This window comes from Streptomyces sp. SL06, from assembly GCF_058244745.1.
This window is the reverse complement of the sequence record NZ_JBSYOT010000002.1, coordinates 4,285,543-4,308,892: the sequence shown is the minus strand read 5'-3', so window position 1 is coordinate 4,308,892 and position 23,350 is coordinate 4,285,543. Positions and strand designations below refer to the sequence as shown.

Here is a 23,350-nt window from a genome sequence, read left to right as displayed (position 1 = left end):
TGCTACTCCGTCGCGATGGCGTTCAGGACGTTCATGCGGCCCGCCCGGAAGGCCGGGACCAGCGCGGCGAACAGGCCCACGAAGGCCGAGCCGATGAAGACGCCGATGATCGTCGGCCAGGGGATGTCGAGGACGTCGAGTCCCTCCAGGGCGAGCAGCTTCTGCGCCGTGGCGCCCCAGCCGAGGCCGAGTCCGAGGCCCAGCAGGGCACCGAAGAGGGCGATGACCACGGACTCCAGGCGGATCATGCGGCGCAGCTGGCGGCGGGAGAGGCCGATCGCCCGCATCAGGCCGATCTCCCGGGTCCGCTCGACCACCGACAGCGCCAGTGTGTTCACCACACCGAGGACCGCGACGACGATCGCCAGGGCGAGCAGGCCGTAGACCATGTTCAACAACTGGCCGACCTGGTCCTTCAGCTCCTGCTTGTAGTCGGTCTGGTCGGAGACCTGGTACTGCGGGTAGGGGGCCAGCGACTTCTTCAGCGCCGCGTACGCCTGGTCGGCCCGGCCGTCCCGCGCCTTGGCGAACATGATCGTGTTCGGCGGGACGGCGTCGGCCGGCAGGTACTTCCGCATCGTCTCGATGCTGATGTAGCGGGCGCCCTGGTCGATGGCCACGTCGTCGCTCGTGATCGCGGCCACCTTGAGCTTCGCGGTCTCGCCGCCCTTGAAGGCGACGGTGAGAGTGTCGCCGACGTGCACGCCGTGCTTCTCGGCGTAGTCCGAGCCGACCGACATGGCGTCGGTGCGGTAGGCGGCGCTCAGCTCGCCCTCCGTCGTGGCGCGGCGCACGTCCCGGGCGTAGGTCGGGTCCGCGGCCGTGAGGCCGTCGTCGTCCGTCCTGCCGTCGGGCGAGGTCAGTGTGGCGTCGAGCACCTTGTAGCGGGTGACGTACTCCAGGCCGGGCGTGTCCTGCATGGCCTTCTCGGCCTGCGGCACGATCCGCTGGTTGCCCTGGACGATGAAGTCCGCGCCGACCGTCTTGTCCAGCTCGCTCGTGGCCGAGGCGACCATGGAGGAGCCGACCACCGACAGACAGGCCACCAGCGCGAGGCCGATCATCAGGGCGGCGCCCGTGGCACCGGTGCGGCGCGGGTTGCGCAGGGCGTTGCGCTCGGCCAGCCGGCCCACCGGACCGAAGGCCCGCAGCAGCACCGCGCTGATCGCCCGCACCACGACGCCCGCCAGCAGCGGGCCGACGACGACGAAGCCGACGAGGGACAGCACGACGCCCGCGCCGAGCATCAGCGAACCCTCGCTCGCCTTGTCGGCGGCGGCGGCCGTGAACAGGGCCGCGGCCCCGGCGCCGGTGAGCACCAGGCCGATCAGGCCGCGTATCCGGCCGGCCCTGCCGTCGGCGGGCGTGCCGGCGTCGCGCAGGGCGGCCATCGGGGAGATCCTGCCCGCGCGGCGGGCCGGCAGATAGGCGGCCATGACGGTGACCACGACACCGAGGACCAGGCCGACCACGGGCGTCGCCGCCTTGATGGTCAGGTCGTCGGTGGACAGGTTCATCCCCGCCGCCGACATCAGCTTCATCAGGCCGACGGCGATTCCGACGCCGGCCGCGACACCGAGGACGGAGCCGACGACGCCGAGGAGCAGCGCCTCGACCAGCACCGAGCGGTTGACCTGCCGGCGCGAGGAGCCGATGGCCCGCATCAGGCCGATCTCCCGGGTGCGCTGGGCGACCAGCATGGAGAAGGTGTTGATGATCAGGAAGATGCCGACGAGGAAGGCGATTCCGGCGAAGCCGAGCATGGCGTACTTGATGACGTCCAGGAACTCGCCGATGTCCGCGCGGCTCTCGTCCGACGCCTCCTTCGCCGTCTGGACCTTGTACGTGCCGGCGCCCAGTGCCCCGGAGACGTTCCGCTTCAGCTGCGCGTCGCTGACCCCGGACGCGGCGGTGACGTTGAACTGGCTGAACCGGTCGGCGCCGCCGAGCAGTTGGCGCTGGGCGGTGGGCGTGTCGAAGTAGACGACCGCGGCGCCGGGGTTGGTGACGGTGAAGGTGGCGATGCCGACGATCCGCGCCTTGAAGTCGCCGGTCTGCGCGATGGTGCGCAGCTCGTCGCCCACCTTCAGGCCGTGCTTGTCGGCGGTGTCGGAGTCGACCATCGTCTCGGTCGGGCCGCGCGGCGCGTGCCCCGAGGTGATCTTCATGGACCGCAGCTCGTTCTCGGTCCAGTTCCCCGCGATGGTCGGGGCGCCGGTGGTGGCGCCCACGTTGTCGTTGTCGGCGTCGACGACGGTCACGTTCATCGAGACGACCGCGCCCTCGACCGACTCGACGCCCTGCACCGAGCGGATCTTCTCCAGCGTGGACGCCGGCAGCGACTCGGGCACTCCGCTCTGCGGTGTGTCCTCGGCCCCGGCGTTCTTCGGGGCGACCGTCACGTCCGACGAGGTGACCGCGAAGAGCTTGTCGAAGGTGGTGTTCATCGTGTCGGTGAACACCAGGGTGCCGCACACGAACGCCACCGACAGCAGCACCGCCACCGCCGAGAGCGCCATCCGGCCCTTGTGCGCGAGGAAGTTGCGCAGCGAGGTCTTCACGACGGTCATGACGTGCGCCCCCGGGCGTCGAAGTCCTTCATGCGGTCGAGGACGGCCTCCGCGGTCGGCTTGTCCATCTCGTCCACGATCCGGCCGTCGGCGAGGTACAGCACCCGGTCCGCGTAGCCGGCGGCCACCGGGTCGTGGGTGACCATCACGATGGTCTGGCCCAGTTCGGTGACGGAGCGGCGCAGGAAGCCCAGCACCTCGGCGCCGGCCCGCGAGTCGAGGTTTCCGGTCGGCTCGTCACCGAAGATGATCTCGGGCCGGGAGGCCAGCGCCCGCGCCACCGCGACCCGCTGCTGCTGGCCGCCGGAGAGCTGGCTCGGGCGGTGCTTGAGCCGCCCGGCGAGGCCCACGGTCTCCACGACCCGGTCCAGCCAGGCGCGGTCGTACTTGCGCCCGGCCATGTCCATGGGCAGCGTGATGTTCTCGATCGCGTTGAGCGTCGGGAGCAGGTTGTACGCCTGGAAGATGAAGCCGATCCGGTCCCGGCGCAGTTGCGTGAGCCTCTTGTCCTTCAGACCGGTGATCTCGGTGTCGTCGAGGTGGATCTGCCCGCTGGTGACGGTGTCCAGGCCGGCCAGGCAGTGCATCAGCGTGGACTTGCCGGATCCCGACGGCCCCATGATCGCGGTGAACCGGCCGCGGGCGATGTCCACGTCCACGTGGTCGAGGGCGACCACCCGGGTCTCGCCCGATCCGTAGGCCTTCACGACCTGCCGTGCCCGCGCGGCAACGGCCGTACGCCCTCCCGTGCTCCCCTGCGTGGAGATACTTACGGCCGATGTCATGTCAAGTCTCCTATGTCGGTCATCGAGTGGGCCGCCGGTACCGCGACACGTCGCGGTGTCCCCACCGCGGGGTGTGTGCCGTGCCGTGCTGCGGTCTCGAAGAAGTCTGGCCGGAACCGCGGGTCGACCGCGCTGGTGCTCAGCGCACTCCTGTACGGGGGCAAACCCCACCCCCGCGGGTCCGGCCCGCCGCCCCCCCAGCGGCGTAAAGCCAGATTAAGGACGCCGCACGGCCCGTCTCGTCCTCCGTCGGTACGAACCCTCCCCGAGCCGTAGTACGGAGATACCCCTAGGGGGAGTCCACCCTTCGGTGGAGTGGATCTCGGGGTAGCCCTCCACCCGCGGGCGCAGCGGGCGTCCACCCCGACGCGGTGTCACTCCACCGTGCGGCCCGTCAGCGAACTGAGGCTGCTGCGTACGGAGGCCATGTGGGCCTGGAGTTCGTCCCACCGCTCCCCGTGCTCCCGCAGCACCCGCTCGGTCTCACGGGCGATCCGTTCCCGGCGCACCCGGGCCCCGGCGACCAGCTCGGCCGCCCGGGTCCCGGCCTCCTCCTGCCGGCGCGCGGCCTCCTCCCCGGCGTCGGCCAGGGCCCGTCGCGCCGCGCACGCCTCCTGCTCGGCGCGCGCCTCCAGTTCCGCGTGGCGGGCGTCCAGGGCCCGCGTCCGCCCGGCCTCGGTCCGCTCGGCGTCGGCCCACCGTTCGGCGTGCTCGCGGCTCTGCTCGGCGAGCATCCCCTCGGTGCGCCGGCGCGTCTCGCGCAGCGCGGAGAGCGCCTCCGCACGCCCCGCCTTGACCTCGCGCCGTGCCTCGATCCGCGCCTCGTCGGCCTCCGCGCGCGCCGCGAGCAGCCGTTGCCGGGCCCGTTCGTCGGCCTCGGCGCGTACGGCGCCCGCGTACTCCCGCGCCTCAGCGCGCACCTCGGCCGCGTGCGCCCGCGCATCCTCCACCAGGCGCTCCGCCGCGCCGCACGCCCGCTCCCGTACGGCCTCGGCCTCCTGCTCGCCGAGCCGGAACAGGTGCCGCGCGCGCTCCCCGAGCACCTCGTAGTCCTGTGCGGTGAGCCCGGCGACCGCGTCCCGCAGGTCCGCCAGCTCCTCCTGCATCTCCCGGGCCAGCACGGTGAGCCGGGCGGCCCGCTCCCAGGCCGCGTCCCGCTCCCGGGACAGGGCCGTGGCACAGGCCTCGGCCTGCTCGGGACGGTAGCCGCGCCCGCGCCCGGGTACGGTCACGAAGCCGTGGGGAGACGCCGATGCGCCGCTCATGCTCTTCACCCCTGTGTGGTGAACCCGATGTGGTGAACCTGCCGCACTGAATGGACTCGACCGACCTTATGGACCGGACGTAAGCCCCCGTAATGCGACACACCGCACACAAAGGGCGGGGCCCGGCCGACCGTCAGGTCGACCGGGCCCCGCCCGTCGGGTGCGTCAGCGGCGCCGCCTCACAGCAGCCCGTCCCACATCTGCTCAAGGAGCACCGACCACCAGCTCTCCGGCGACCCGAGCGCCGCCGGGTCCAGCGCGGCCAACTGCGCCTGGAAGTCCACCGTCCAGCGGCCCGCCTGCTCCTGGTTCAGACCGAACCTGAGCCGCCACATCCGGCCCAGCAGCGCCAGGCAGCGCGCGAACTCCGGCAGCCCCGTGTTCACGAACTGCGGCGGTACGGGCGCACCGCCCGGCCCCGCCTCCACCGGCACCGCCACGATGGCCGCCGTGCCGTACTGCACGCAGACCGCCCGGCCGAAGTCACTGCCCACGACGAGGTACGAACCCGCGTCCGGGGCCGGCTGCACCCCGCGCTCGGCCGCCAGCTCCGCCAGCGTCGGCACCGGGCGCCCCGGCTGGGCCTGCGCCCAGAAGAACGGGCCCATGTCCACCGGCAGCCCCGCGGCCACCAGCGTGTGCGCCACGATCGGCGGCACCCCCTGCCGGGACACCGCGGCCTGCTCGAACCGGAAGACACCCGGGCCGAACGCGCCGCCCAGCTCCTGGCCGACGACCTCCGGCGGCACCGGCGGGGCCGGCGGCACCTGCGGCAGCGGAGCACGCACCGGCGCCGGACGCGCCGGACCGTCGGCCACCTGGTGCAACTCGCCCTGATGCGCCAGTAGTTGCTGCATGCCCTGCTGCCGGCTCGCGTGGTCGGTGCCGTACGGCGCGATCGAGGTGATCCGCGCCTGCGGCCACTGCTCCCGGATCATCCGCGCGCAGTACGCGCCCGGCAGCTCGCACGACTCCAGCTCGGTGTGCAGCTCAAGCACCTGGTCGGGCGGCACGTTCATGGCCCGCAGCTCGTGGAACATCTGCCACTCCGGGTGCGGCGTACCCGGCGCGGAACGCCGGATCAGCTGCTGCTCGGAGCCGTCCTGTGCGCGGTAGCGCAGCACGGCCTGGTAGCCGGGGCCGACGGTCGGCAGGCCGACGGGCTGCTGCGGATAGCCGTACGCCCGGCCGGGCACGGGACCGCCGGGCGGCGGCACGGCACCGGGCGGCACGGGCGGCGCGCCACCGGGGGTGCCGGGAGCGCCCGGGGGCGGCGGAGGCGTGCCGGGGCCGCCCACCGGGGGCCCGGCCAGCATCGTCTGCGCGTGGTGCACGGCACCGCCCGAGGAGCCCTGCGGACCGGGCGTTCCCGGCGCGCCGGGAGCGGCGGGCGCAGGCGGCGTCCCCGGACCGGCGGGAGCGCCGGGCGCCCCGGGAGGTGCGGGGGGCCCGGGAGGCTGGGGCGGTCCGGGGGGCTGGGGCGCACCGCCGCCCGTGCGGCCCGGGTCGGCCAGCATCGTGGCGGCGTGGTGCATCCCGCCCGGCGGTGTCGTCCCGCCGGGGGCGCTCGGCGGGGGCGGCGTGGTCGGGCCGCCCGGACCCTCGGGTTCGAGCGGGGACACCAGCTGCGTCGGCACGTAACCGCCCGCCGGTGCGCCCGGCGCGGGGGGCGCCTGCGGCGGGGGCGTACTCCCCCAGCGTGCGCCCGGCGCACCCGGCACGCCCGGCGGGGGCGGTGTGGTCGGGCCCGTGCCACGGCGCGGCGGAGGCGCCGCCTTGCTGGTCGCGGCGTCGGCGATGTCCCCGGCGTTCGGCGCGAGCGGCCGGGACGGCGTGGGAGGCGCGCCCGGACCGGCGGGCGGCGGCACGGGCGGCGGCGTGCCCGCTCCGGCGGGCGCACCCGGCGTGTTCGGCTCGTCGAGCGCCGGTGTGAGCGCCGTCGGCGGAAGCCCGCTGCCGCCCGACATCAGCGCCGTCTTGGCGTCCGGCGTCGCGGAGGGCGGCGGCGTGTCGTCGTCGGCGCTGAGCGGCGGCGCGAACACGGTCTGGGGCAGCGGTACGGAACGGTCCTCGCCGGCGTCCGCGTTGGTGTCCGTCCCCGCCCAGGGCGTCGCCCCGGCGGGCGCGCCGGGCGCAGCCGGGCCCGTCCCGGAGCCGCCGCCACTCGTCCCGGCGGCGGGCCACGCCGCACCGCCGTCCCGCTCCCCGGCCGCGGCCGGCGCCGTCGGCACCCCCGCCTGCGTCTCGGGAAGCGCGGCCCCGGCACCGCTGTCGGCATCGCGCCTGCGGTCCGGGATGCCCAGCTTGTCCGCCGCCTCCTGCAACCACTCCGGCGGACTCAGCAGGAACGACGTTCTGGTTCAGGTCCACCCGGGCCGCGGGCGCCGGTGCCGGCTGCGCGGCCTCGTCGGGACGGCCGTACTCCTCCTCGTACCGGCGGATCACCTCGCCCACCGGCAGCGAGGGCCACAGCGTGGCCTCGCCGCTGTCCCGGGCGATCACCAGCCGCTGCGCTCCCCCGTCCGAACGCGGCCCGTCGGCACGGTCCTCGGCCCACACCACGAACCCGAGTTCGAACTCCCGCACCCGCACCTCACGGTGCTGGTACGCCGGCAGCTCGCCGTTGACCCACTCCTCCGCGCGCTCCTGCGCCTGCGCGTACGTCACCATCGTCAGCTCACTCCCCTACGGACGCCGGTGTCACGGGCACCGCCCGCGCAAAGCCGCCGTCCACCATCAGGTTCGCCACCGTCTCCAGCTCGGGCGGGGACCCCGCCAGCCGCGACAGAAACGCGTCGAAGTCCTCGCCGCAGGGCAGCAGCAGCCGCTCCACGCGATCCGGCGCCGGCAGCGAGGGATCCACGTCCCGTACGTCGTCGTAGGCGCAGAACCACACCGAACCGGTCCGCTCGCCCTTCACCTTCACGGCGAGCAGGCCGCCCTGGACGAACGTGACGCCCAGGTAGTCCTTCGTCAGGTGGTCCCGCAGGCACTTGTTGACATAGACGAGGTCGTTGACCGCCGCCTCCTCACGCACCGTGAAGAACGGCTGGTCGACCAGCAGGCCCAGCTCGGCGTCGAGCGCCGTGCCCACCGGCGCGCAGCCGCCCGCCGCCTTCAGGAACGAGCGGTACGCGCCCGGCAGCCGGTATCCGAGGTCCTCCTCGACGCCCTGCACCTGCTGCTCCGAGACGGCGACACCCGACTTCGGCAGTCCGAAGTGGGCGGGGCGCGTCTCCTGCAACGGGCGCGTCCCGCGCTTGTCCTGGTCCACCGCCGCCGTGGCGATCCCGCCGTGGTGCCGCAGCAGCGCCTTCACCTCGACCGGGACCAGCTCCATCCGCCGGGTCCCGGCCACGTGGTGCCAGGTCCAGCCGTGCGGGGTCGCCACCGCGGGCACGGTGTCCCACAGTTCGTGTCCCGAGGCCGACAGGGCCGCGTTCGCCGAGACGTAGTCCGTCAGCCGCAGCTCGTCGACGCCGAACCCCTCCGGCGGGTCCGCGATCTCCGCCACCGCGCGGGCGTACGGCGAGAAGACGGGGTAGCCGCCCTCGTCCACCCGTACTCCTCTCGGGTGACGTGCCGCCCGCACCGGATCCGGGAAATGTACGACCTGCCCGGCATAGGCCGCGTTCGGCGGCGCGGCGTGTCCCCCGGCCTGGCGGCCGGGAGGTGCCCCCAGCCCGAGCCGACCTGTCGTCATGGCGGTTGCCCCCTGCGGCGTCTGTCTGTTCTGTCTGCACTGTCTGCACTGTCTGGTCACCGCATCCTTCGCGGTGCCGACAGCCTATGCGGTACTACCGGAGGGGTCACCGGCGCCGGACCCCGCACCCGACGCGCGGGCCTCCGCTTCCGTGACCTGCCGTCACCCTCTCGTGACACACCGCCCATAACCGGGCGTGTCGCCACGCCCCAGCTTCCACAGCGGCCTCGGGATTTGGCAGTCTGTGACCTTCGGGGGGATGCCCAGGAGGGGAAGACGATCATGAGTGCGACACAGACGGGGCCGCACACCGGGCGGTCCGAGGACCCCCGCGGCGGCGACCCGCGCATCGGCTGGAGCGCCGCCGACGCCCGCCACGCCCCCGCCCTCCAGCACCGTCGCGACGGCATACTCCCCACCGTCGCCGCCGCCCTCTCCGTGCGCGGCACCACCCTCACCGGCACCGCCACCCGCGCCGACGCGCACCCGGCCCTGCACCACCTCGTCCAGGACTTCCTCGACACCCTCACCAGCGGGCAACGAGACCGTTACACGGGCCGCTGCGCCGAGACCATCCTCATCTCCCGCCATCTGGCCACCGCCGACACCGCCCGCAGCAAACGCGCGGCCCGAAAACCCATGACCAACGGCGAAGCCCGCAAAGCACTCAAGCACGCCAAACTCACCACCCGCCGCATCCGCGAGGACGGCGACCCCCTGCACGGCAGCTTCGCCCCGCCGTGCCGCGCCTGCGCCGCCCTCAGCGCCCACTTCGGGGTCCGCGTCGTCGACCCCACGGCGAACGAGGACTGACCCCGCGGCGGCCCGCCGCCGACGACCGGGCCGCGCGACGCGAAAGAGCCGACCGCGCCGCGCCGCACGACAAAGCCGCACGACAGAGCCGACCGAGCCGACCGAAACGAACCAAGGGACGATGCAAGCCGACCGCACCTCCACCACCCGCTTCCCCGTCCCCGTCGACGCCGCGCTGCGCGACGCCGGCTGGCAGCCGGGCCGCTGGGACATCAAGCAGGCCGAGATCTGGGCCGACACCCTGCGCGAACACATCTCGCCCGCGGGGCACCGGCACACCGTCTTCCCCGCCGCGGTGGAGGCCTGGGCCGAGTTCGGCGGCCTCCACGTCAGGCCCACGGGACCGGGCCGCCAGCTCGCCCCCGCCGCCCTGCACCTGGACCCGCTGCACGGCCTCCACATGGCCCGCACCCTGGGCGACCTCGGCCGCGCCCTCGACACCCGGATCTGCCCCGTGGGCACCGAGACCGACAGCGAGTCCCTCCTCGCCATCGACAACGAGGGCCGTGTCTACGCCCTCGACCACACCGGCGACTGGTATCTCGGCCCCGACATCGACCAGGCCCTCGCCGCCCTCGTCACCGGCACCCGCCCGACCCGCCTCACCACGGGCTGACTACGACGCCGGGATCACCGCGGACACCCGGAAACCCCCCGCGTCGGTCGGCCCCGACACGAACACGCCTCCCAGCGCGGCCACCCGCTCCTTCATCCCGACCAGACCGTTGCCGCCCGAGGGCAGCCGCGCCGAGGACGCCGACGAGACCTCCGGCGGCGGTTCGTTCTCCACCTGCATCGCGATCTCGGAGACCCGGTGCGCCAGCCGCACATACGTCTTGGCGCCGGCCGCGTGCTTGTGCACGTTCGTCAGCGCCTCCTGCACCACGCGGAACGCGGTCGACTCCACCTCCGAGGCATACGGCCTCTCCTCCCCCTCCACGGAGAGGTCCACGACCATCCCGGCCGCCGCCGACTGCCCGATCAGCTCGTCCAGCTCCGACAGGCACGGCCCCTCGCCGTCCTCCGCCGCCCGCGAGGCCGCCGCCGCGGCGGCCACCCCCACCGCGGCCAGCGGCACCGACGCCCGCTCGGCGCGCCCGCCGCCTCCGCCGCTGCGCAGCACCCCGAGCATCTCCCGCAGCTCCGTCAACGCCTGCCGTCCCATGTCCCCCACGAGGGCCGCGTTCTTCACCGCCTTCTCGGGGTCCTTGCGGGCCACGGCCTGCAACGCGGCGGCGTGCACCACCATCAGGCTCACCCGGTGCGCGACCACGTCGTGCATCTCCCGGGCGATCCGCGTCCGTTCCTCGCCCCGCGCCCACTGCGCGCGTTCCTCGGCCCGCTCCGCGAGCAGCTGCAACTCCCGCTCCAGGCTGTCCGCCCGCTCCCGCAGACTCTCCATCAGCCGCCGCCGCGCCCCGACATACATGCCCAACAGCACCGGCGGGGCGGTCACCCCCAGGGAGGTCGCGATCGACGCGAAGGGGATGAACCAGTCCCCGATGTCCAGGTCGTCGTGCGCCATGTCCTGCCGCAACCGCACGAACGTCACGATCAGCATGCCCACCAGCGACATTCCGGCCAGCGCGCCGATGATCCGCCGCGGCAACTCCGAGGCCGCCAGCGTGTACAGGCCGACGATGCCCATCAGGACGCCCATCTCGGCCGGCGTGACGGCGATGGTCACCAGCACGACCGCGATCGGCCACTTCCGCCGCACCACCAGCACCGAACCGGCCAGCACCCCGAAGACGACCCCCGCCGCCCACGGAATCCCGGCGTCACGCGCGAACGGAACGCCCTCGGCCGCGCACTCCAGCGCGGACACGGCGGCGAGGCCCACATCGAGCACCGCACCGCGCCGCCTGTCCCACCACCAAGGCCCACCCCGGGCCGGTGCGTGTTCTTCCCCCGTCGTGGTCATGCCTCCCAGCCTACGGGCGGTGGGCGGCCGTTTTCCGGTGACTTTCGGCAAACGATAGGACGCGATACCCCTCGACCTCGCGCGGTCGCCGCCCCTGCCGAACGCCCGCCCGCCGCCGGGTCCCGACCGTCGCACGGAAGGCGCCCGGTACGGCATAGTGTTGGGTGCCGCCTCGGCGACCTGACGCGATGTCCGGATCCGTCGAGTTCCATCCCCCATGGTGTAATCAGGCAGCACTGAGGGTTTTGGTCCCTTAAGTTCAGGTTCAAATCCTGATGGGGGAGCCGGCGCACCCGGGCCCTGACATCACTGTCGGGGCCCGCACTCATGTCCGCCCTGAACCGCCCCGGTATCCTGCGGATGTCCACCCCCACCCCCTCAAAGCCGAAGGGCATCCCGTGAGCGCCATTCGCCCGGCAGCCGTCGTCGTTCTCGCAGCGGGTGAGGGCACCCGTATGAAGTCGGCCACGCCCAAGGTCCTGCACGAACTGTGCGGCCGGTCCCTCGTCGGACACGTGCTCGCCGCCGCCGGTGAGCTGGACCCCGAGAACCTGGTCGTCGTCGTCGGGCACGCCCGCGAGCAGGTCACCGCGCATCTGCGCGAGGTCGCCCCCGACGTACGCACCGCCGTGCAGGAGCGGCAGAACGGCACCGGGCACGCCGTGCGGACGGGCCTGGAGACGCTGGGCGGCGGCGTGGACGGCACGGTCGTGGTCGTCTGCGGCGACACCCCCCTCCTCACCGGCGAGACGCTCCGGGCGCTCGCCGCCACGCACTCCGCCGACGGGAACGCCGTCACCGTGCTGACCGCCGAGGTGCCGGACGCGACCGGTTACGGCCGCATCGTGCGGGACGAGGCCTCCGGCGCCGTCACCGCGATCGTCGAGCACAAGGACGCCTCCGAGGCACAGCGGGCCGTCCGCGAGATCAACTCGGGTGTCTTCGCCTTCGACGGACGACTGCTCGCCGACGCGCTCGGCAAGGTCCGCACGGACAACAGTCAGGGCGAGGAGTACCTCACCGACGTCCTCGGGATCCTGCGCACGGCCGGTCACCGGGTCGGCGCCTGCGTGGCGGGCGACCACCGGGAGATCGCCGGCATCAACAACCGGGTGCAGCTCGCCGAGGCCCGCCGCATCCTCAACGACCGCCTGCTGACGCACGCGATGCTGGCCGGCGTGACCGTCGTCGACCCGGCGACCACGTGGGTCGACGTGACGGTGACCTTCGAGCGGGACGTCGTCGTCCACCCGGGCACGCAACTGCACGGCTCCACCCACCTCGCCGAGGGGTCCGAGGTCGGGCCGAACTCCCGCCTCACCGACACCCGGGTCGGCGCGGGCGCGCGCGTGGACAACACCGTCGCCCTCGGCGCCTTCGTCGGCCCGGAGGCGACGGTGGGCCCGTACGCGTATCTGCGTCCCGGCACCCGGCTCGGCCTCAAGTCCAAGGTCGGTACGTACGTCGAGACGAAGAACGCCTCGATCGGCGAGGGCACCAAGGTCCCGCACCTCTCCTACGTGGGTGACGCGACGATCGGCGAGTTCACGAACATCGGTGCCGCGAGCGTGTTCGTGAACTACGACGGGCAGGACAAGCACCACACCACCGTCGGCTCCCACTGCCGTACGGGTTCGGACAACATGTTTGTGGCTCCTGTCACGATCGGGGACGGTTCCTACACCGCCGCCGGCTCGGTCATCACCAAGGACGTGCCGCCCGGTTCACTGGCCGTGGCCCGCGGCCAGCAGCGCAATATCGAGGGCTGGGTGGCCCGGAAGCGTCCGGGGAGCGCGGCGGCGAAGGCGGCCGAGGAGGGGTCCCGGGAGGCGGACGGCGAAGGCTGACCGGAAAGCGACGCGCCGAACACGGCGTACCGTGATAACTGCACATCCGCACCCCACCAGCTGAGACGCCTCCCGCAACCAGTCGGGAGAGGGCCGTGACGCTCAGCTGCGACACCTCTGAGGAGAAAGTGCTGTGACCGGGATCAAGACGACCGGCGAGAAGAAGATGATGTTCTTCTCCGGCCGCGCACACCCCGAGCTTGCCGAGGAAGTCGCCCATCAGTTGGGTGTCGGGGTCGTCCCCACGAAGGCCTTCGATTTCGCCAACGGCGAGATCTATGTGCGGTATCAGGAGTCGGCGCGCGGTGCGGACTGTTTCCTGATCCAGAGCCACACGGCGCCGATCAACAAGTGGATCATGGAGCAGCTGATCATGATCGACGCGTTGAAACGCGCCTCGGCCCGCTCCATCACCGTCATCGTGCCGTTCTACGGTTACGCGCGGCAGGACAAGAAGCACCGCGGACGTGAACCCATCTCGGCGCGTCTGATCGCGGACATGATGAAGACGGCGGGTGCCAACCGGATCCTGACCGTGGATCTGCACACGGACCAGATCCAGGGCTTCTTCGACGGCCCGGTGGACCACCTGTTCGCGCTGCCGCTGCTCGCGGACTACGTGGGCGCGAAGGTGGACCGGGACAAGCTGACCGTGGTGTCCCCGGACGCGGGCCGGGTGCGGGTGGCGGACCGCTGGTGCGACCGGCTGGGCGCGCCGCTGGCGATCGTGCACAAGCGGCGCGACAAGGACGTGGCGAACCAGGTGACCGTGCACGAGGTCGTCGGCCATGTGCAGGACCGGATCTGCGTGCTGGTCGACGACATGATCGACACGGGCGGCACGATCTGCGCCGCCGCGGACGCGCTGTTCGCGCACGGTGCGGAGGACGTCATCGTGACGGCGACGCACGGTGTGCTGTCGGGTCCGGCGGCGGACCGGCTGAAGAACTCGAAGGTGAGCGAGTTCGTGTTCACGAACACGCTGCCGACGGCGAACGAACTGGAGCTGGACAAGATCACCGTGCTGTCGATCGCGCCGACGATCGCGCGCGCGGTGCGCGAGGTGTTCGAGGACGGCTCGGTGACGAGCCTGTTCGACGAGCAGTGAGCGTTGTGCAGTAACCGTTCTGCAGAGCGTTGTCCCTGATCGTTTTGGGTGCGGCCTCCCTCTCCGAGTAGACTGGCGAAGTTGCTCGGCGAGGGAGGCCGTGCCCGTTTTCCGGGTGCGGCGGTCCGTTATCGACGCGCTCTTCGTAGCAGGCCGTTCGTGGCCGGGTGACCACGTCCGTTCCTGATTTCCACGAGGAGTGATCATGTCCGAGGTAAAGCTCTCCGTCGCGACGCGCACCGAGTTCGGCAAGGGTGCCGCGCGCCGTATCCGCCGTGACAACAAGGTCCCCGGTGTGCTGTACGGCCACGGTTCGGACCCGCTGCACCTGACCCTTCCGGGCCACGAGCTGCTGCTGGCGCTGCGTACGTCCAACGTGCTGATCGCGCTGGACATCGACGGCAAGACCAACGAGCTGGCGATCCCGAAGTCGGTCCAGCGCGACCCGATCAAGGGCTTCCTGGAGCACGTCGACCTCCAGCTGGTGCAGCGCGGCGAGACGGTCTCGGTCGACATCCCGGTGCAGGCCGAGGGCGAACTGGCTCCCGGCGGCTACCTGCTGGAGTACGTCCTGGACGCGCTGCCGGTCGAGGCCGAGGCCACCCACATCCCGCAGCAGGTCACCGTGTCGGTGGCCGGCCTCGCGGCCGGTGACTCGATCCTGGCCAAGGACATCGCGCTGCCGTCCGGCGTGAAGCTGGGCGTCGAGGACGACACCGTCGTCCTCCAGGTGCTGTCCGCGCAGGCCGAGGAGGCCCCGGCCGAGGGTGCGGAGGACGAGGCCGCCGAGGCCTGATCCGCCCCCTGCGGTCAACGTGGGGTCGGCCGCTGTTCCCGTGCGGGGCAGCGGCCGACCCGTATGTGTGGACAGGCATGAAGGATACGAAGGAGACACCGACGTGACGACGGACGCGAGCGCTCCCTGGCTGGTGGCCGGCCTCGGCAACCCGGGCCCCGAGTACGCCTCGAACCGGCACAACGTCGGCTTCATGGTGGCGGATCTGCTCGCCCGGCGGATGGGGGCCCGGTTCAAGCGGCACGGCAAGGCGCAGGCGCAGGTGGTCGAGGGGCGGATCGGGCCGCCGGGGCCGGGGAGCCGGCGGGTGGTCCTGGCGAAGCCGATGTCGTTCATGAACGTCTCGGGCGGCCCGGTGACGGCGCTGCGGGACTTCTACAAGGTGCCCGTCGGCAACATCGTGGCGGTGCACGACGAGTTGGACATCGACTACGGCGTACTGCGGCTGAAGCTGGGCGGCGGGGACAACGGGCACAACGGGCTGAAGTCGATCACGAAGGCGCTGGGCCCGGAGTACCACCGGGTGCGGTTCGGGATCGGCCGGCCGCCCGGCCGGATGCCGGTGGCCGACTTCGTGCTGCGGGACTTCTCCCCGACCGAGCGCAAGGAGCTGGACTACTTCGTGGACCGGGCGACGGACGCGGTCGAGGCCCTGGTGATCGAGGGGCTGGAGCGGGCGCAGAGCGCGTACAACTCCTGACTTGTCCGTCGATGCCCCAGGGGCGAGTTGACCGAGCGCACAGATATGGCCAATGATCCCGGCCATGCCCGCCTCCGCCGCCCCCGCTCGTCCCCGCCGGGCCTCGTACGTCCTGCTGCGGTTCGGCCGGATCGCGGCGATGGGCACGGTCACGGCGCTGATCCTGATCGCGGGCGTGTGGGCGTCCTGGGGCACCGCGCAGCACGTGCTGCTGACCAAGGGCCGGGAGCAGGGCACGATCGAGGTGACGGGCTGCGGCGACGGTGTGTGCAGCGGGCCGTACACGCCGGTGTCGGCGGGGTCGCGGGAGCGGGAGCGGGTGTTCATCGAGGACTCGGTCGCGGTGGCGAAGGGGCGGACGTACACGGTCGTGGTGAAGCCCGGCAGCGACGAGGTGGTGCGCTCGGGCCCGGCCGGGGTGCTGTACGCGTGGGTGCCGCTGGGCGGTGCGCTGCTGCTGGCGTCGGTGGTGGTGGCCGGCGGTCTGCGCCGGACCCGGCCGGCCTGGGCGATGGCAGGGGCGGGTGTGGCCCTGCTGACGGCGGCCTTCTTCGCGCTGTGAGTCTCCCGCGTACGACGTGCGGGTGCCCCCGGGCTCCGGCTGAGCCCGGGGGCACCGGTGTTCGTGCGGGGTGTCAGCCGGTGTTGCGCAGGCCCGCGGCGACGCCGTTCACCGTGAGGAGCAGGGCACGGGCGAGCAGCGGGTCGGCCTCCTCGCCCGCGGCGGCGGCCTCGCGCTGGCGGCCGAGAAGCGCGACCTGGAGGTAGGAGATCGGGTCGAGGTAGGCGTCGCGGATCGTGAACGTCTGCTTCAGGACCGGGTCGGCGTCGAGCAGTTCGCGCTCGCCGGTGACGCGCAGGACCTCGGCGACGGTGAGTTCGTGCTCGGCCCTGATCCGGTCGAAGACGTGCTTGAGTTCGTCCGGCACGAGGGTGTCGACGTAGTGCTGGGCGATGCGCAGATCGGTCTTGGCCAGCGTCATCTCGACGTTGGAGACGAAGTTGCGGAAGAAGTGCCACTGCTGGTGCATCTCGTCGAGGACGGTGTCAAGACCGGCCTCGCGCAGGGCCTTGAGGCCGGAGCCGACGCCGAACCAGCCGGGGACGATCTGCCGCGACTGGGTCCAGCCGAACACCCACGGGATGGCGCGCAGTCCGTCGAGTCCCGCGCCGGTGTCGGGCCGGCGGGAGGGCCGGGAGCCGAGGTGCAGGTTGCCGAGCTGGTCGACGGGCGTGGACGCGAAGAAGTACGCGGGCAGGTCGGGGTCCTCGACGAGCCCCCGGTAGGCCGTGTGGGCCGCGTCGGAGACGACGTCCATGGCGGCGTCCCAGCGGGCGAGGGCCTCGTCGGACTGGCGGGGCGCGGTGTGCAGGGCGGAGGCCTGGAGGGTGGCCGCGACCGTCAGTTCCAGGTTCTCCCTGGCCAGCGACGGGATCAGATACTTGTCGGAGATGACCTCGCCCTGTTCGGTGACCTTGATCTCGCCCTCCAGGGTGCCCCAGGGCTGGGCGAGGATCGCGTCGTGGGTGGGGCCGCCGCCGCGCCCGACGGTGCCGCCGCGGCCGTGGAAGAGGCGCAGCCGCACCCCGTAGCGGTGGGCGACGTTGCGCAGGCGGCGCTGGGCGCGGTGGATCTCCCACTGCGACGTGGTGATGCCGCCGAACTTGGACGAGTCGGAGTAGCCGAGCATGACCTCCTGGACGTCGCCTCGCAGGGCGACAAGCCGCCGGTAGGAGGGGTCGGCGAGCAGGTCCTCCAGGATGGTGTCGGCGGCCTTCAGCTCGTCCGTCGTCTCCAGCAGCGGCACGATGCCGATCTTCGCCCAGCCGGCGTGCAGGTCGATCAGGCCGGCCTCGCGGGCGAGTACGGCGGCGGCGAAGACGTTGTCCGCGCCCTGGCACATCGAGATGATGTACGACTCGATGACCTCGGGACCGAAGACCTCCAGGGCGCGCCTGACGGTCTGGAACACGCCGAGGGTCTTCTCGCCGGCCGCGTCCACGGGCGCCGGGGACGGTGCGAGGGGGCGGCGCGAGCGCAGCTCCTTGGCGAGCAGCTTGGCGCGGTACTCGCGGGGCATGTCGGCGTAGCGCCAGGACTCCTCGCCGAGCCGGTCGAAGAGCTGGCCGAGCGCGTGGTGGTGGGCGTCGGCGTGCTCGCGGACGTCCATGGTGGCGAGCTGGAGGCCGAAGGCGGCCAGCGTGCGGATGGTGCGGGCGAGGCGGCCGTCGGCGAAGAGGCCGCCGCGGTGCTCGCGCAGGGAGGTCTGGACGATGCGCAGGTCGCCGATGAGTTCGGCGGTGCCGAGGTAGTCGCGGCCCTCCTCGTGGGGGATGCCCCTGGCGAGCCGCTGCTTGGTGTTCTCCAGCTTCTGCCGGATGCAGGTGGCCTTGAGCCGGTAGGGCTCCTCGGCGTTGAGGCGCTTGTAGCGGGGGCTGATCTCCGGGAGCCGGTCGAGGTCGGCCTGGAGGGAGGTGAGCAGTTCCTCGGTGGCGCCGGTGTAGCGGATGGAGTTGGAGAGGAAGCCGCGCAGCTCGTCGATCATCTCCAGGGCGTCGTTGATGCCGTGCTCGTGCTGGAGGATGAGGACGTCCCAGGTCACCTGGGGGGTGACATTGGGGTTGCCGTCGCGGTCGCCGCCGATCCAGGTGCCGAAGGTGAGCGGGCGGGTGTCGTCGGGGAGCTTGACGCCGGCCCGCTCCAGCTCGGCCGTCAGGTCCTCCAGGACGTCACCGACGGCGCCCGCGTGCAGCTCGTCCAGGTAGTAGATGGCGTTGCGGGCCTCGTCGGCGGGCTCGGGGCGCACGACGCGCAGTTCGTCGGTCTGCCAGACGAGGTCGATGTTCTCGGCCAGCCGGGTGTCGAGGCGGCGCCGGTCGGAGACGATGACCGGGGTGTCCAGGAGGGCGGCGATGCGGCGCAGCTTGTTGAGGACGGAGCGGCGGGCTGCCTCGGTGGGGTGCGCGGTGAAGACGGGGCGCACATTGAGGTTGCGGACCGTCTCGCGCAGGTGCTCGGGGTCGGCGTCCTTCAGGCGGTCGGCCGTACGGGCGAGCAGTCCGCCCTCGGCGGCGCGCCTGGCGCCCAGTTCGCGCCCGCGGTGGACCTGTTCGGTGACGTTGGCGAGATGGAAGTAGGTGGAGAAGGCGCGGACCAGCTTGACCGCGGTCGGCAGCTCGGTGCCGCGCAGCAGTTCCGCGGCCGCCTCGCCGTCCTCTCGGGTGAGTCGGCGTACCTTCTCGACGAGTTCGAGCAGCTCGGGACCCTCCTGGCGGACGAGGGTCTCCCCGAGGAGATCGCCCAGCCGGCGGATGTCGGCCCGCAGATCGGTGTTCGTGGTCGCCGTGGACACAGTCTGGTCGTCGGCACTGCTCACAGGTGCGGCTCCTTGCAGTGTTGAAGCTCGTCCGGGAGGGAACCCGTACGGCCGTCTCGCGCGGCGGGCGCCGCTTACCGGGCCGGACGTCCGGGAAGAAATCAGAGCGGACCGCGCTGTCCGACCGACTCCAGGATAGGTGTCGGCCCGGACGCGCAGGCCTTCGGGCTCCTGCCGCGCGGCAACGCGCTGCCATACTTACGTCGCCGTAGGTTACGGAAGCGTAGGAAACTGTGCACGGCTCCCGCGGCCCGGCACCGGACACGACCCTCGACCCCCCAGGGGACGCGCATGACCACGAGTTCCGATGTGATTCCAGACGCTCCGAAGCCCTCCGACGACATCTCCGACGACATCTCCGCGCCCTCCGCCACGCTGGGCGGCGAGCAGAAGCGGTCGATCGAGCAGATCACCCTCCTGCTGTTCATCACCGTCCCCTTCCTGGCACTGGCGGCGGCGGTTCCGCTGGCGTGGGGGTGGGGTGTGAGCTGGCTGGATCTGGGCCTGCTGGTCTTCTTCTACTTCCTGGGCTGCCACGGCATCACCATCGGCTTCCACCGCCACTTCACCCACGGCTCCTTCAAGGCGAAGCGGCCACTGAAGATCGCGCTGGCGATCGCGGGCTCGATGGCGGTCGAGGGGCCGCTGGTGCGCTGGGTGGCCGACCACCGCAGGCACCACAAGTTCTCCGACGACGAGGGCGACCCGCACTCGCCGTGGCGGTACGGCGAGACGGTGCCGGCCCTGCTGAAGGGCCTGTGGTGGGCCCACATCGCATGGATGTTCGACGAGGAGCAGACCCCGCAGGACAAGTACGCGCCGGACCTGATCAAGGACCCGGCACTGCGCGCCGTCTCCCGGCAGTTCGTCCTGTGGACGCTGCTGTCCCTGGCCCTGCCGGCGCTGATCGGCGGCCTGGTCACGATGTCCTGGTGGGGAGCGTTCACCGCGTTCTTCTGGGGTTCACTCGTTCGGGTGGCGTTGCTGCATCACGTGACGTGGTCGATCAACTCGATCTGCCACGCGGTGGGCAAGCGCCCCTTCAAGTCGCGGGACCGCTCGGGGAACGTGTGGTGGCTGGCGGTCCTGTCCTGCGGTGAGTCCTGGCACAACCTCCACCACGCCGATCCGACCTCGGCGCGGCACGGGGTGGAGCGCGGCCAGCTCGATTCCTCGGCCCGTCTGATCCGCTGGTTCGAGCAGTTGGGGTGGGCGTACGACGTGCGCTGGCCGTCACGCTCGCGTATCGATTCCCGCCGCAACACGGACCAAGGCGGCGCCCGCCGCCGGAAGGAAGCCGCAGAGGCGGCATGATGGTCGCTGTGGCGACCGACTCCAGTACTCCCAGCAATGAAAAGCCGCGCCGTGCGCGTCGCACCCGGATGACCGGTGCCGAGCGCCGCCAGCAGCTGCTGGAGATCGGTCGCACCCTCTTCGCGGAGAAGGGCTTCGAGGGCACCTCGGTGGAGGAGATCGCGGCGAAGGCCGGGGTCTCCAAGCCGGTGGTCTACGAGCACTTCGGCGGCAAGGAGGGGCTGTACGCGGTGGTCGTGGACCGCGAGATGCGGCGGCTGCTCGACATGGTGACCAGTTCGCTGACCGCCGGCCATCCGCGCGAGCTGTGCGAGCAGGCCGCCTTCGCGCTCCTCGACTACATCGAGGAGTACACGGACGGCTTCCGCATCCTGGTCCGCGACTCCCCCATCCCGCAGTCGACGGGCACCTTCGCCTCGCTCATCTCCGACATCGCCACCCAGGTGGAGGACATCCTGGGCCGCGAGTTCAAGAACCGCGGCTTCGACGCCAAGCTGGCCCCGCTGTACGCGCAGGCGCTGGTCGGCATGGTGGCGCTGACCGGCCAGTGGTGGCTGGACGTACGCCGCCCGAAGAAGGCGGAGGTGGCGGCGCACCTGGTGAACCTGGCATGGCACGGCCTGGACGGCCTGGAGCCGAAGCCGCGGCTGATCGGCCACCGCAAGAGCTAGCGGGGGCGGCGGGCCGCACGTGATCGACAGCGGTGATCACCGGCACCCCGCCTTCCCGGCATCCCCGCCCGTCCCGGCTCCTCCGGCTCCCCGGGCTCCCTGGGCTCCTCCGGCTTCCCCGACACCCCGGGCTCCCCGGCCCCCGGGCTTCCGGGCCACGGCGAAGATGCGGCGGAAGGGGAACGGCGTGCCGTGCGTCCCGGGCGGATAGGCCGTGCGCAGGGCGGTTCGGTACTCCTCGACGAAGGCGTCGCGGGCCTCGGGGTCGTCGTCGAGCGCGGTGAGCACGGGCCGCAGTCCCGTCCCCTTCACCCAGTCCAGCACGGCGTCCTCGCCGGTCAGCAGATGGACGTACGTCGTCTCCCACACGTCGGCGGCACAGCCCGCGTCCGTGAGGCGGGCGAGGTAGGCCTCGGGGGTGAGGACGGCGTCGTCGTGGCGCAGGACGCCGGCGAGGCGGTCCCGCCAGCGCCGGGAGTGGGCGAGTTCGCGCATCAGCCGGTGGCTGGGGGCGGCGAAGTTGCCGGGCACCTGGAAGGCGAGGGTGCCGCCGGGGGCGAGCCCGGCGATCCAGTCGGCGAGGCGCTCGGCGTGGCCGGGGACCCACTGGAGGGTGGCGTTGCTGACGACGAGGTCGTACGGCTCGGCGGGGGTCCAGGTGCGGAACGTCGGCCGGGACGAAGTCGAGGTGGCCGCCGCCGGGGGTGGGTCCTGCGTGCACCCGGGCCCGTTCGAGCATCCGGGGCGAGTTGTCGTAACCGGTGATCCGGGCGGCGGGCCAGCGCTCGGCGAGCAGGACCGTGACGTTGCCGGGGCCGCAGCCGAGGTCGGCGATGCGCGGCGGCCGCGAGGGCAGGTCCGGGACCCGGGCGAGGAGGTCGGTGAAGGGGCGGGCGCGGTGGCCGGCGTGACGGAGGTACTGGGCGGGGTCCCAGGTGGGGGCGGTGGCGGGCATGGAACCTCCAGGGGGCGGCCGTGCGGGACGGGTACCCAGCGTCACCCCCAAGGTATCTTGACGTCAAGACAGTCAACATCAAGAGACTTCACGTCGACACAACCACTACACTGATCGTCATGGAGGACGAGGTCGATCGACTGGTCGCAGCGTGGCGCCGGGAGCGCCCGGACCTCGACGTGGAACCGCTCGAGGTGCTGAGCCGGGTCAGCAGGCTGGCCAGGCACCTGGACCGCGCACGTCGGCTGGCCTTCTTCGAACACCAGCTGGAGCCCTGGGAGTTCGACGTGCTGACGGCACTGCGCCGCGCGGGCGACCCGTACCAGCTCTCGCCCGGACAGCTCCTCACCCAGACCCTGGTCACCTCGGGCACGATGACCAACCGGATCGACCGGCTGACCAAGAAGGGCCTGGTGGAACGCCTGCCCGACCCCAGCGACCGGCGCGGCGTGCTGGTCCGGCTCACGAACGAGGGCCGCGACCGCGCCGACCAGTCCCTGGCGGGCCTGCTGGCCCAGGAGCGCGCGATCCTGGCCGAACTCTCCAGCGCCCAGCGCGGCGAACTGGCGGCGCTGCTACGCCAGCTGACCGCCCCGTTCGACAACGTCCCCGGCTGAGGACAGGTCGGCGGGCCCCACCCCGGCCCGCCGGGCCAGTGCGACGGCGGCGAGGGTGGAGTGGACGCCCAGCTTGCCCAGGACGTTCTGCATATGGGTCCGCACGGTGTGCGGGGACAGATACAGCCGCTCGGCGACCGCCTTGCGCCCGAGCCCGGCGACCATGCAGCGCAGCACCTCCCGCTCGCGCGGGGTCAGCGACTCCACCAGCTGCTCGCTCTCGGTGCGGTGCTTGCGGGCGGCGGTCAGTTCGCGCAGGACGCCGGTGAGCAGGGCGGGCGGCAGATGCGTCTCGTCGCGCAGGACGCCCCGGATGACGCTGAGCAGCCGGGACAGCGAGCAGTCCTTGGCCACCCAGCCGCAGGCGCCGGCGCCCAGCGCGAGGGCCGCCCGCCGGGGGTCGTCCTTCTCTGCGAGGACGACGATCCGTACGCCGGGCTGTCCCGAACGCACCCCGGCGACCAGCGAGATCCCGTCCACCAGCCCGTCCTCGTTGGCGTCCCGCACGGGCACGGCCGGGCGCGTGCCGGGCACGTGGCCGCCCAGGTCGGCGTCGACGAGCAGCACGTCGAAGCGCCGCCCCTCGGCCGCGGCCCGCTCCAGGCAGCGCAGTGCGGCCGGACCGCTGCCGGCCGCGGAGACGTTCACGTCGGGCTCGGCCGCCAGGGCGGCGGCGAGCGACTCGGCGAAGATGCGATGGTCGTCGACGACCAGGACTCGGATACGAACCACGAAACCCCCTCCCCCAAGCTCCTGGTGGAGCAGGGGTACCCATCGTCTGGCCGTCCTCGGAAGACGGCACCGGCACAGGTACGACGCCCGAGGCCCCCGTGTCCAACTGTGTGCTCGTTGCTCCGGGGACGGGTCGCCGCAGCCGCACGGCCGCCGTGCAGTAACTGCTACCC

Annotated in this window: 17 protein-coding genes and 2 pseudogenes; 10 read left to right on the top strand and 9 right to left on the bottom strand. The window is 72.4% G+C overall.

What is annotated here, in order from left to right; genetic code table 11:
* Nucleotides 1–2 precede the first annotated feature (2 nt).
* From AC4IHM_RS19745 to AC4IHM_RS19725, 5 genes and pseudogenes are all read right to left on the bottom strand, one after another.
* Complete coding sequence (locus AC4IHM_RS19745) at nt 3–2,570, bottom strand: ABC transporter permease (protein WP_490868335.1); 2,568 nt, start codon at nt 2,568–2,570, stop codon at nt 3–5.
* Complete coding sequence (locus AC4IHM_RS19740; protein ID WP_490868334.1) at nt 2,567–3,355, bottom strand: ABC transporter ATP-binding protein; 789 nt, start codon at nt 3,353–3,355, stop codon at nt 2,567–2,569. The genes AC4IHM_RS19745 and AC4IHM_RS19740 overlap by 4 nt, the downstream gene beginning before the upstream one ends.
* Nucleotides 3,356–3,729: 374 nt before the next feature.
* Complete coding sequence (locus tag AC4IHM_RS19735) at nt 3,730–4,620, bottom strand: cellulose-binding protein (protein ID WP_490868333.1); 891 nt, start codon at nt 4,618–4,620, stop codon at nt 3,730–3,732.
* A 179-nt stretch (nt 4,621–4,799) separates the two neighbouring features.
* Nucleotides 4,800–7,290 (bottom strand): annotated as a pseudogene (locus AC4IHM_RS19730) (SUKH-4 family immunity protein).
* 7 nt (nt 7,291–7,297) lie between these two features.
* A complete protein-coding gene (locus AC4IHM_RS19725; protein ID WP_490868332.1) occupies nt 7,298–8,323 on the bottom strand; it encodes an SMI1/KNR4 family protein in 1,026 nt (341 codons plus the stop codon).
* A 282-nt stretch (nt 8,324–8,605) separates the two neighbouring features.
* On the opposite strand from AC4IHM_RS19725, the gene AC4IHM_RS19720 reads away from it, so the two are divergent.
* Nucleotides 8,606–9,136: a YwqJ-related putative deaminase gene (locus tag AC4IHM_RS19720; RefSeq protein WP_490868331.1), complete on the top strand. Its 531-nt coding sequence runs from the start codon at nt 8,606–8,608 to the stop codon at nt 9,134–9,136.
* A 121-nt stretch (nt 9,137–9,257) separates the two neighbouring features.
* Complete coding sequence (locus tag AC4IHM_RS19715; protein WP_490868330.1) at nt 9,258–9,752, top strand: SUKH-3 domain-containing protein; 495 nt, start codon at nt 9,258–9,260, stop codon at nt 9,750–9,752.
* Here the strand turns inward: AC4IHM_RS19715 and AC4IHM_RS19710 are convergent, their stop codons facing one another.
* Nucleotides 9,753–11,060, bottom strand: a complete 1,308-nt coding sequence (locus AC4IHM_RS19710) for a sensor histidine kinase (protein ID WP_490868329.1) — start codon at nt 11,058–11,060, stop codon at nt 9,753–9,755.
* A 398-nt stretch (nt 11,061–11,458) separates the two neighbouring features.
* On the opposite strand from AC4IHM_RS19710, the gene glmU reads away from it, so the two are divergent.
* The 5 genes from glmU (at nt 11,459) to AC4IHM_RS19685 (ending at nt 16,073) form a co-directional block, all read left to right on the top strand.
* Complete coding sequence (glmU, locus tag AC4IHM_RS19705) at nt 11,459–12,907, top strand: bifunctional UDP-N-acetylglucosamine diphosphorylase/glucosamine-1-phosphate N-acetyltransferase GlmU (RefSeq protein WP_490868328.1); 1,449 nt, start codon at nt 11,459–11,461, stop codon at nt 12,905–12,907.
* A 133-nt stretch (nt 12,908–13,040) separates the two neighbouring features.
* Complete coding sequence (locus AC4IHM_RS19700) at nt 13,041–14,015, top strand: ribose-phosphate diphosphokinase (protein WP_490868327.1); 975 nt, start codon at nt 13,041–13,043, stop codon at nt 14,013–14,015.
* 205 nt (nt 14,016–14,220) lie between these two features.
* The gene (locus AC4IHM_RS19695) at nt 14,221–14,811 is read left to right on the top strand and encodes a 50S ribosomal protein L25/general stress protein Ctc (protein ID WP_490868326.1); all 591 of its coding nucleotides are present in this window, start codon (nt 14,221–14,223) and stop codon (nt 14,809–14,811) included.
* Between the two features lie 103 nt (nt 14,812–14,914).
* The gene (gene pth / locus AC4IHM_RS19690) at nt 14,915–15,511 is read left to right on the top strand and encodes an aminoacyl-tRNA hydrolase (protein ID WP_490868325.1); all 597 of its coding nucleotides are present in this window, start codon (nt 14,915–14,917) and stop codon (nt 15,509–15,511) included.
* A gap of 52 nt (nt 15,512–15,563) precedes the next feature.
* Complete coding sequence (locus AC4IHM_RS19685; RefSeq protein ID WP_490868324.1) at nt 15,564–16,073, top strand: hypothetical protein; 510 nt, start codon at nt 15,564–15,566, stop codon at nt 16,071–16,073.
* Nucleotides 16,074–16,146: 73 nt separating this feature from the next.
* Here AC4IHM_RS19685 and ppc read toward each other — a convergent pair whose 3' ends face one another.
* Nucleotides 16,147–18,888: a phosphoenolpyruvate carboxylase gene (gene ppc, locus AC4IHM_RS19680; protein WP_490868323.1), complete on the bottom strand. Its 2,742-nt coding sequence runs from the start codon at nt 18,886–18,888 to the stop codon at nt 16,147–16,149.
* Nucleotides 18,889–19,179: 291 nt separating this feature from the next.
* On the opposite strand from ppc, the gene AC4IHM_RS19675 reads away from it, so the two are divergent.
* On the top strand, nt 19,180–20,202 hold the full coding sequence (locus AC4IHM_RS19675; protein ID WP_490868322.1) for an acyl-CoA desaturase: 1,023 nt from the start codon (nt 19,180–19,182) through the stop codon (nt 20,200–20,202).
* A complete protein-coding gene (locus AC4IHM_RS19670) occupies nt 20,199–20,873 on the top strand; it encodes a TetR/AcrR family transcriptional regulator (RefSeq protein ID WP_490868321.1) in 675 nt (224 codons plus the stop codon). Before AC4IHM_RS19675 ends, AC4IHM_RS19670 begins: the two co-directional genes overlap by 4 nt.
* 36 nt (nt 20,874–20,909) lie before the next feature.
* Here the strand turns inward: AC4IHM_RS19670 and AC4IHM_RS19665 are convergent.
* A pseudogene (locus AC4IHM_RS19665) lies at nt 20,910–21,828 on the bottom strand (trans-aconitate 2-methyltransferase).
* Between the two features lie 119 nt (nt 21,829–21,947).
* On the opposite strand from AC4IHM_RS19665, the gene tamR reads away from it, so the two are divergent.
* Entirely contained in the window at nt 21,948–22,445 is a 498-nt protein-coding gene (gene tamR / locus AC4IHM_RS19660) for a MarR family transcriptional regulator TamR (protein WP_490868320.1), read from the top strand.
* Here tamR and AC4IHM_RS19655 read toward each other — a convergent pair.
* The gene (locus AC4IHM_RS19655; RefSeq protein WP_490868319.1) at nt 22,404–23,177 is read right to left on the bottom strand and encodes a response regulator transcription factor; all 774 of its coding nucleotides are present in this window, start codon (nt 23,175–23,177) and stop codon (nt 22,404–22,406) included. The genes tamR and AC4IHM_RS19655 overlap by 42 nt on opposite strands.
* Nucleotides 23,178–23,350: the final 173 nt, after the last annotated feature.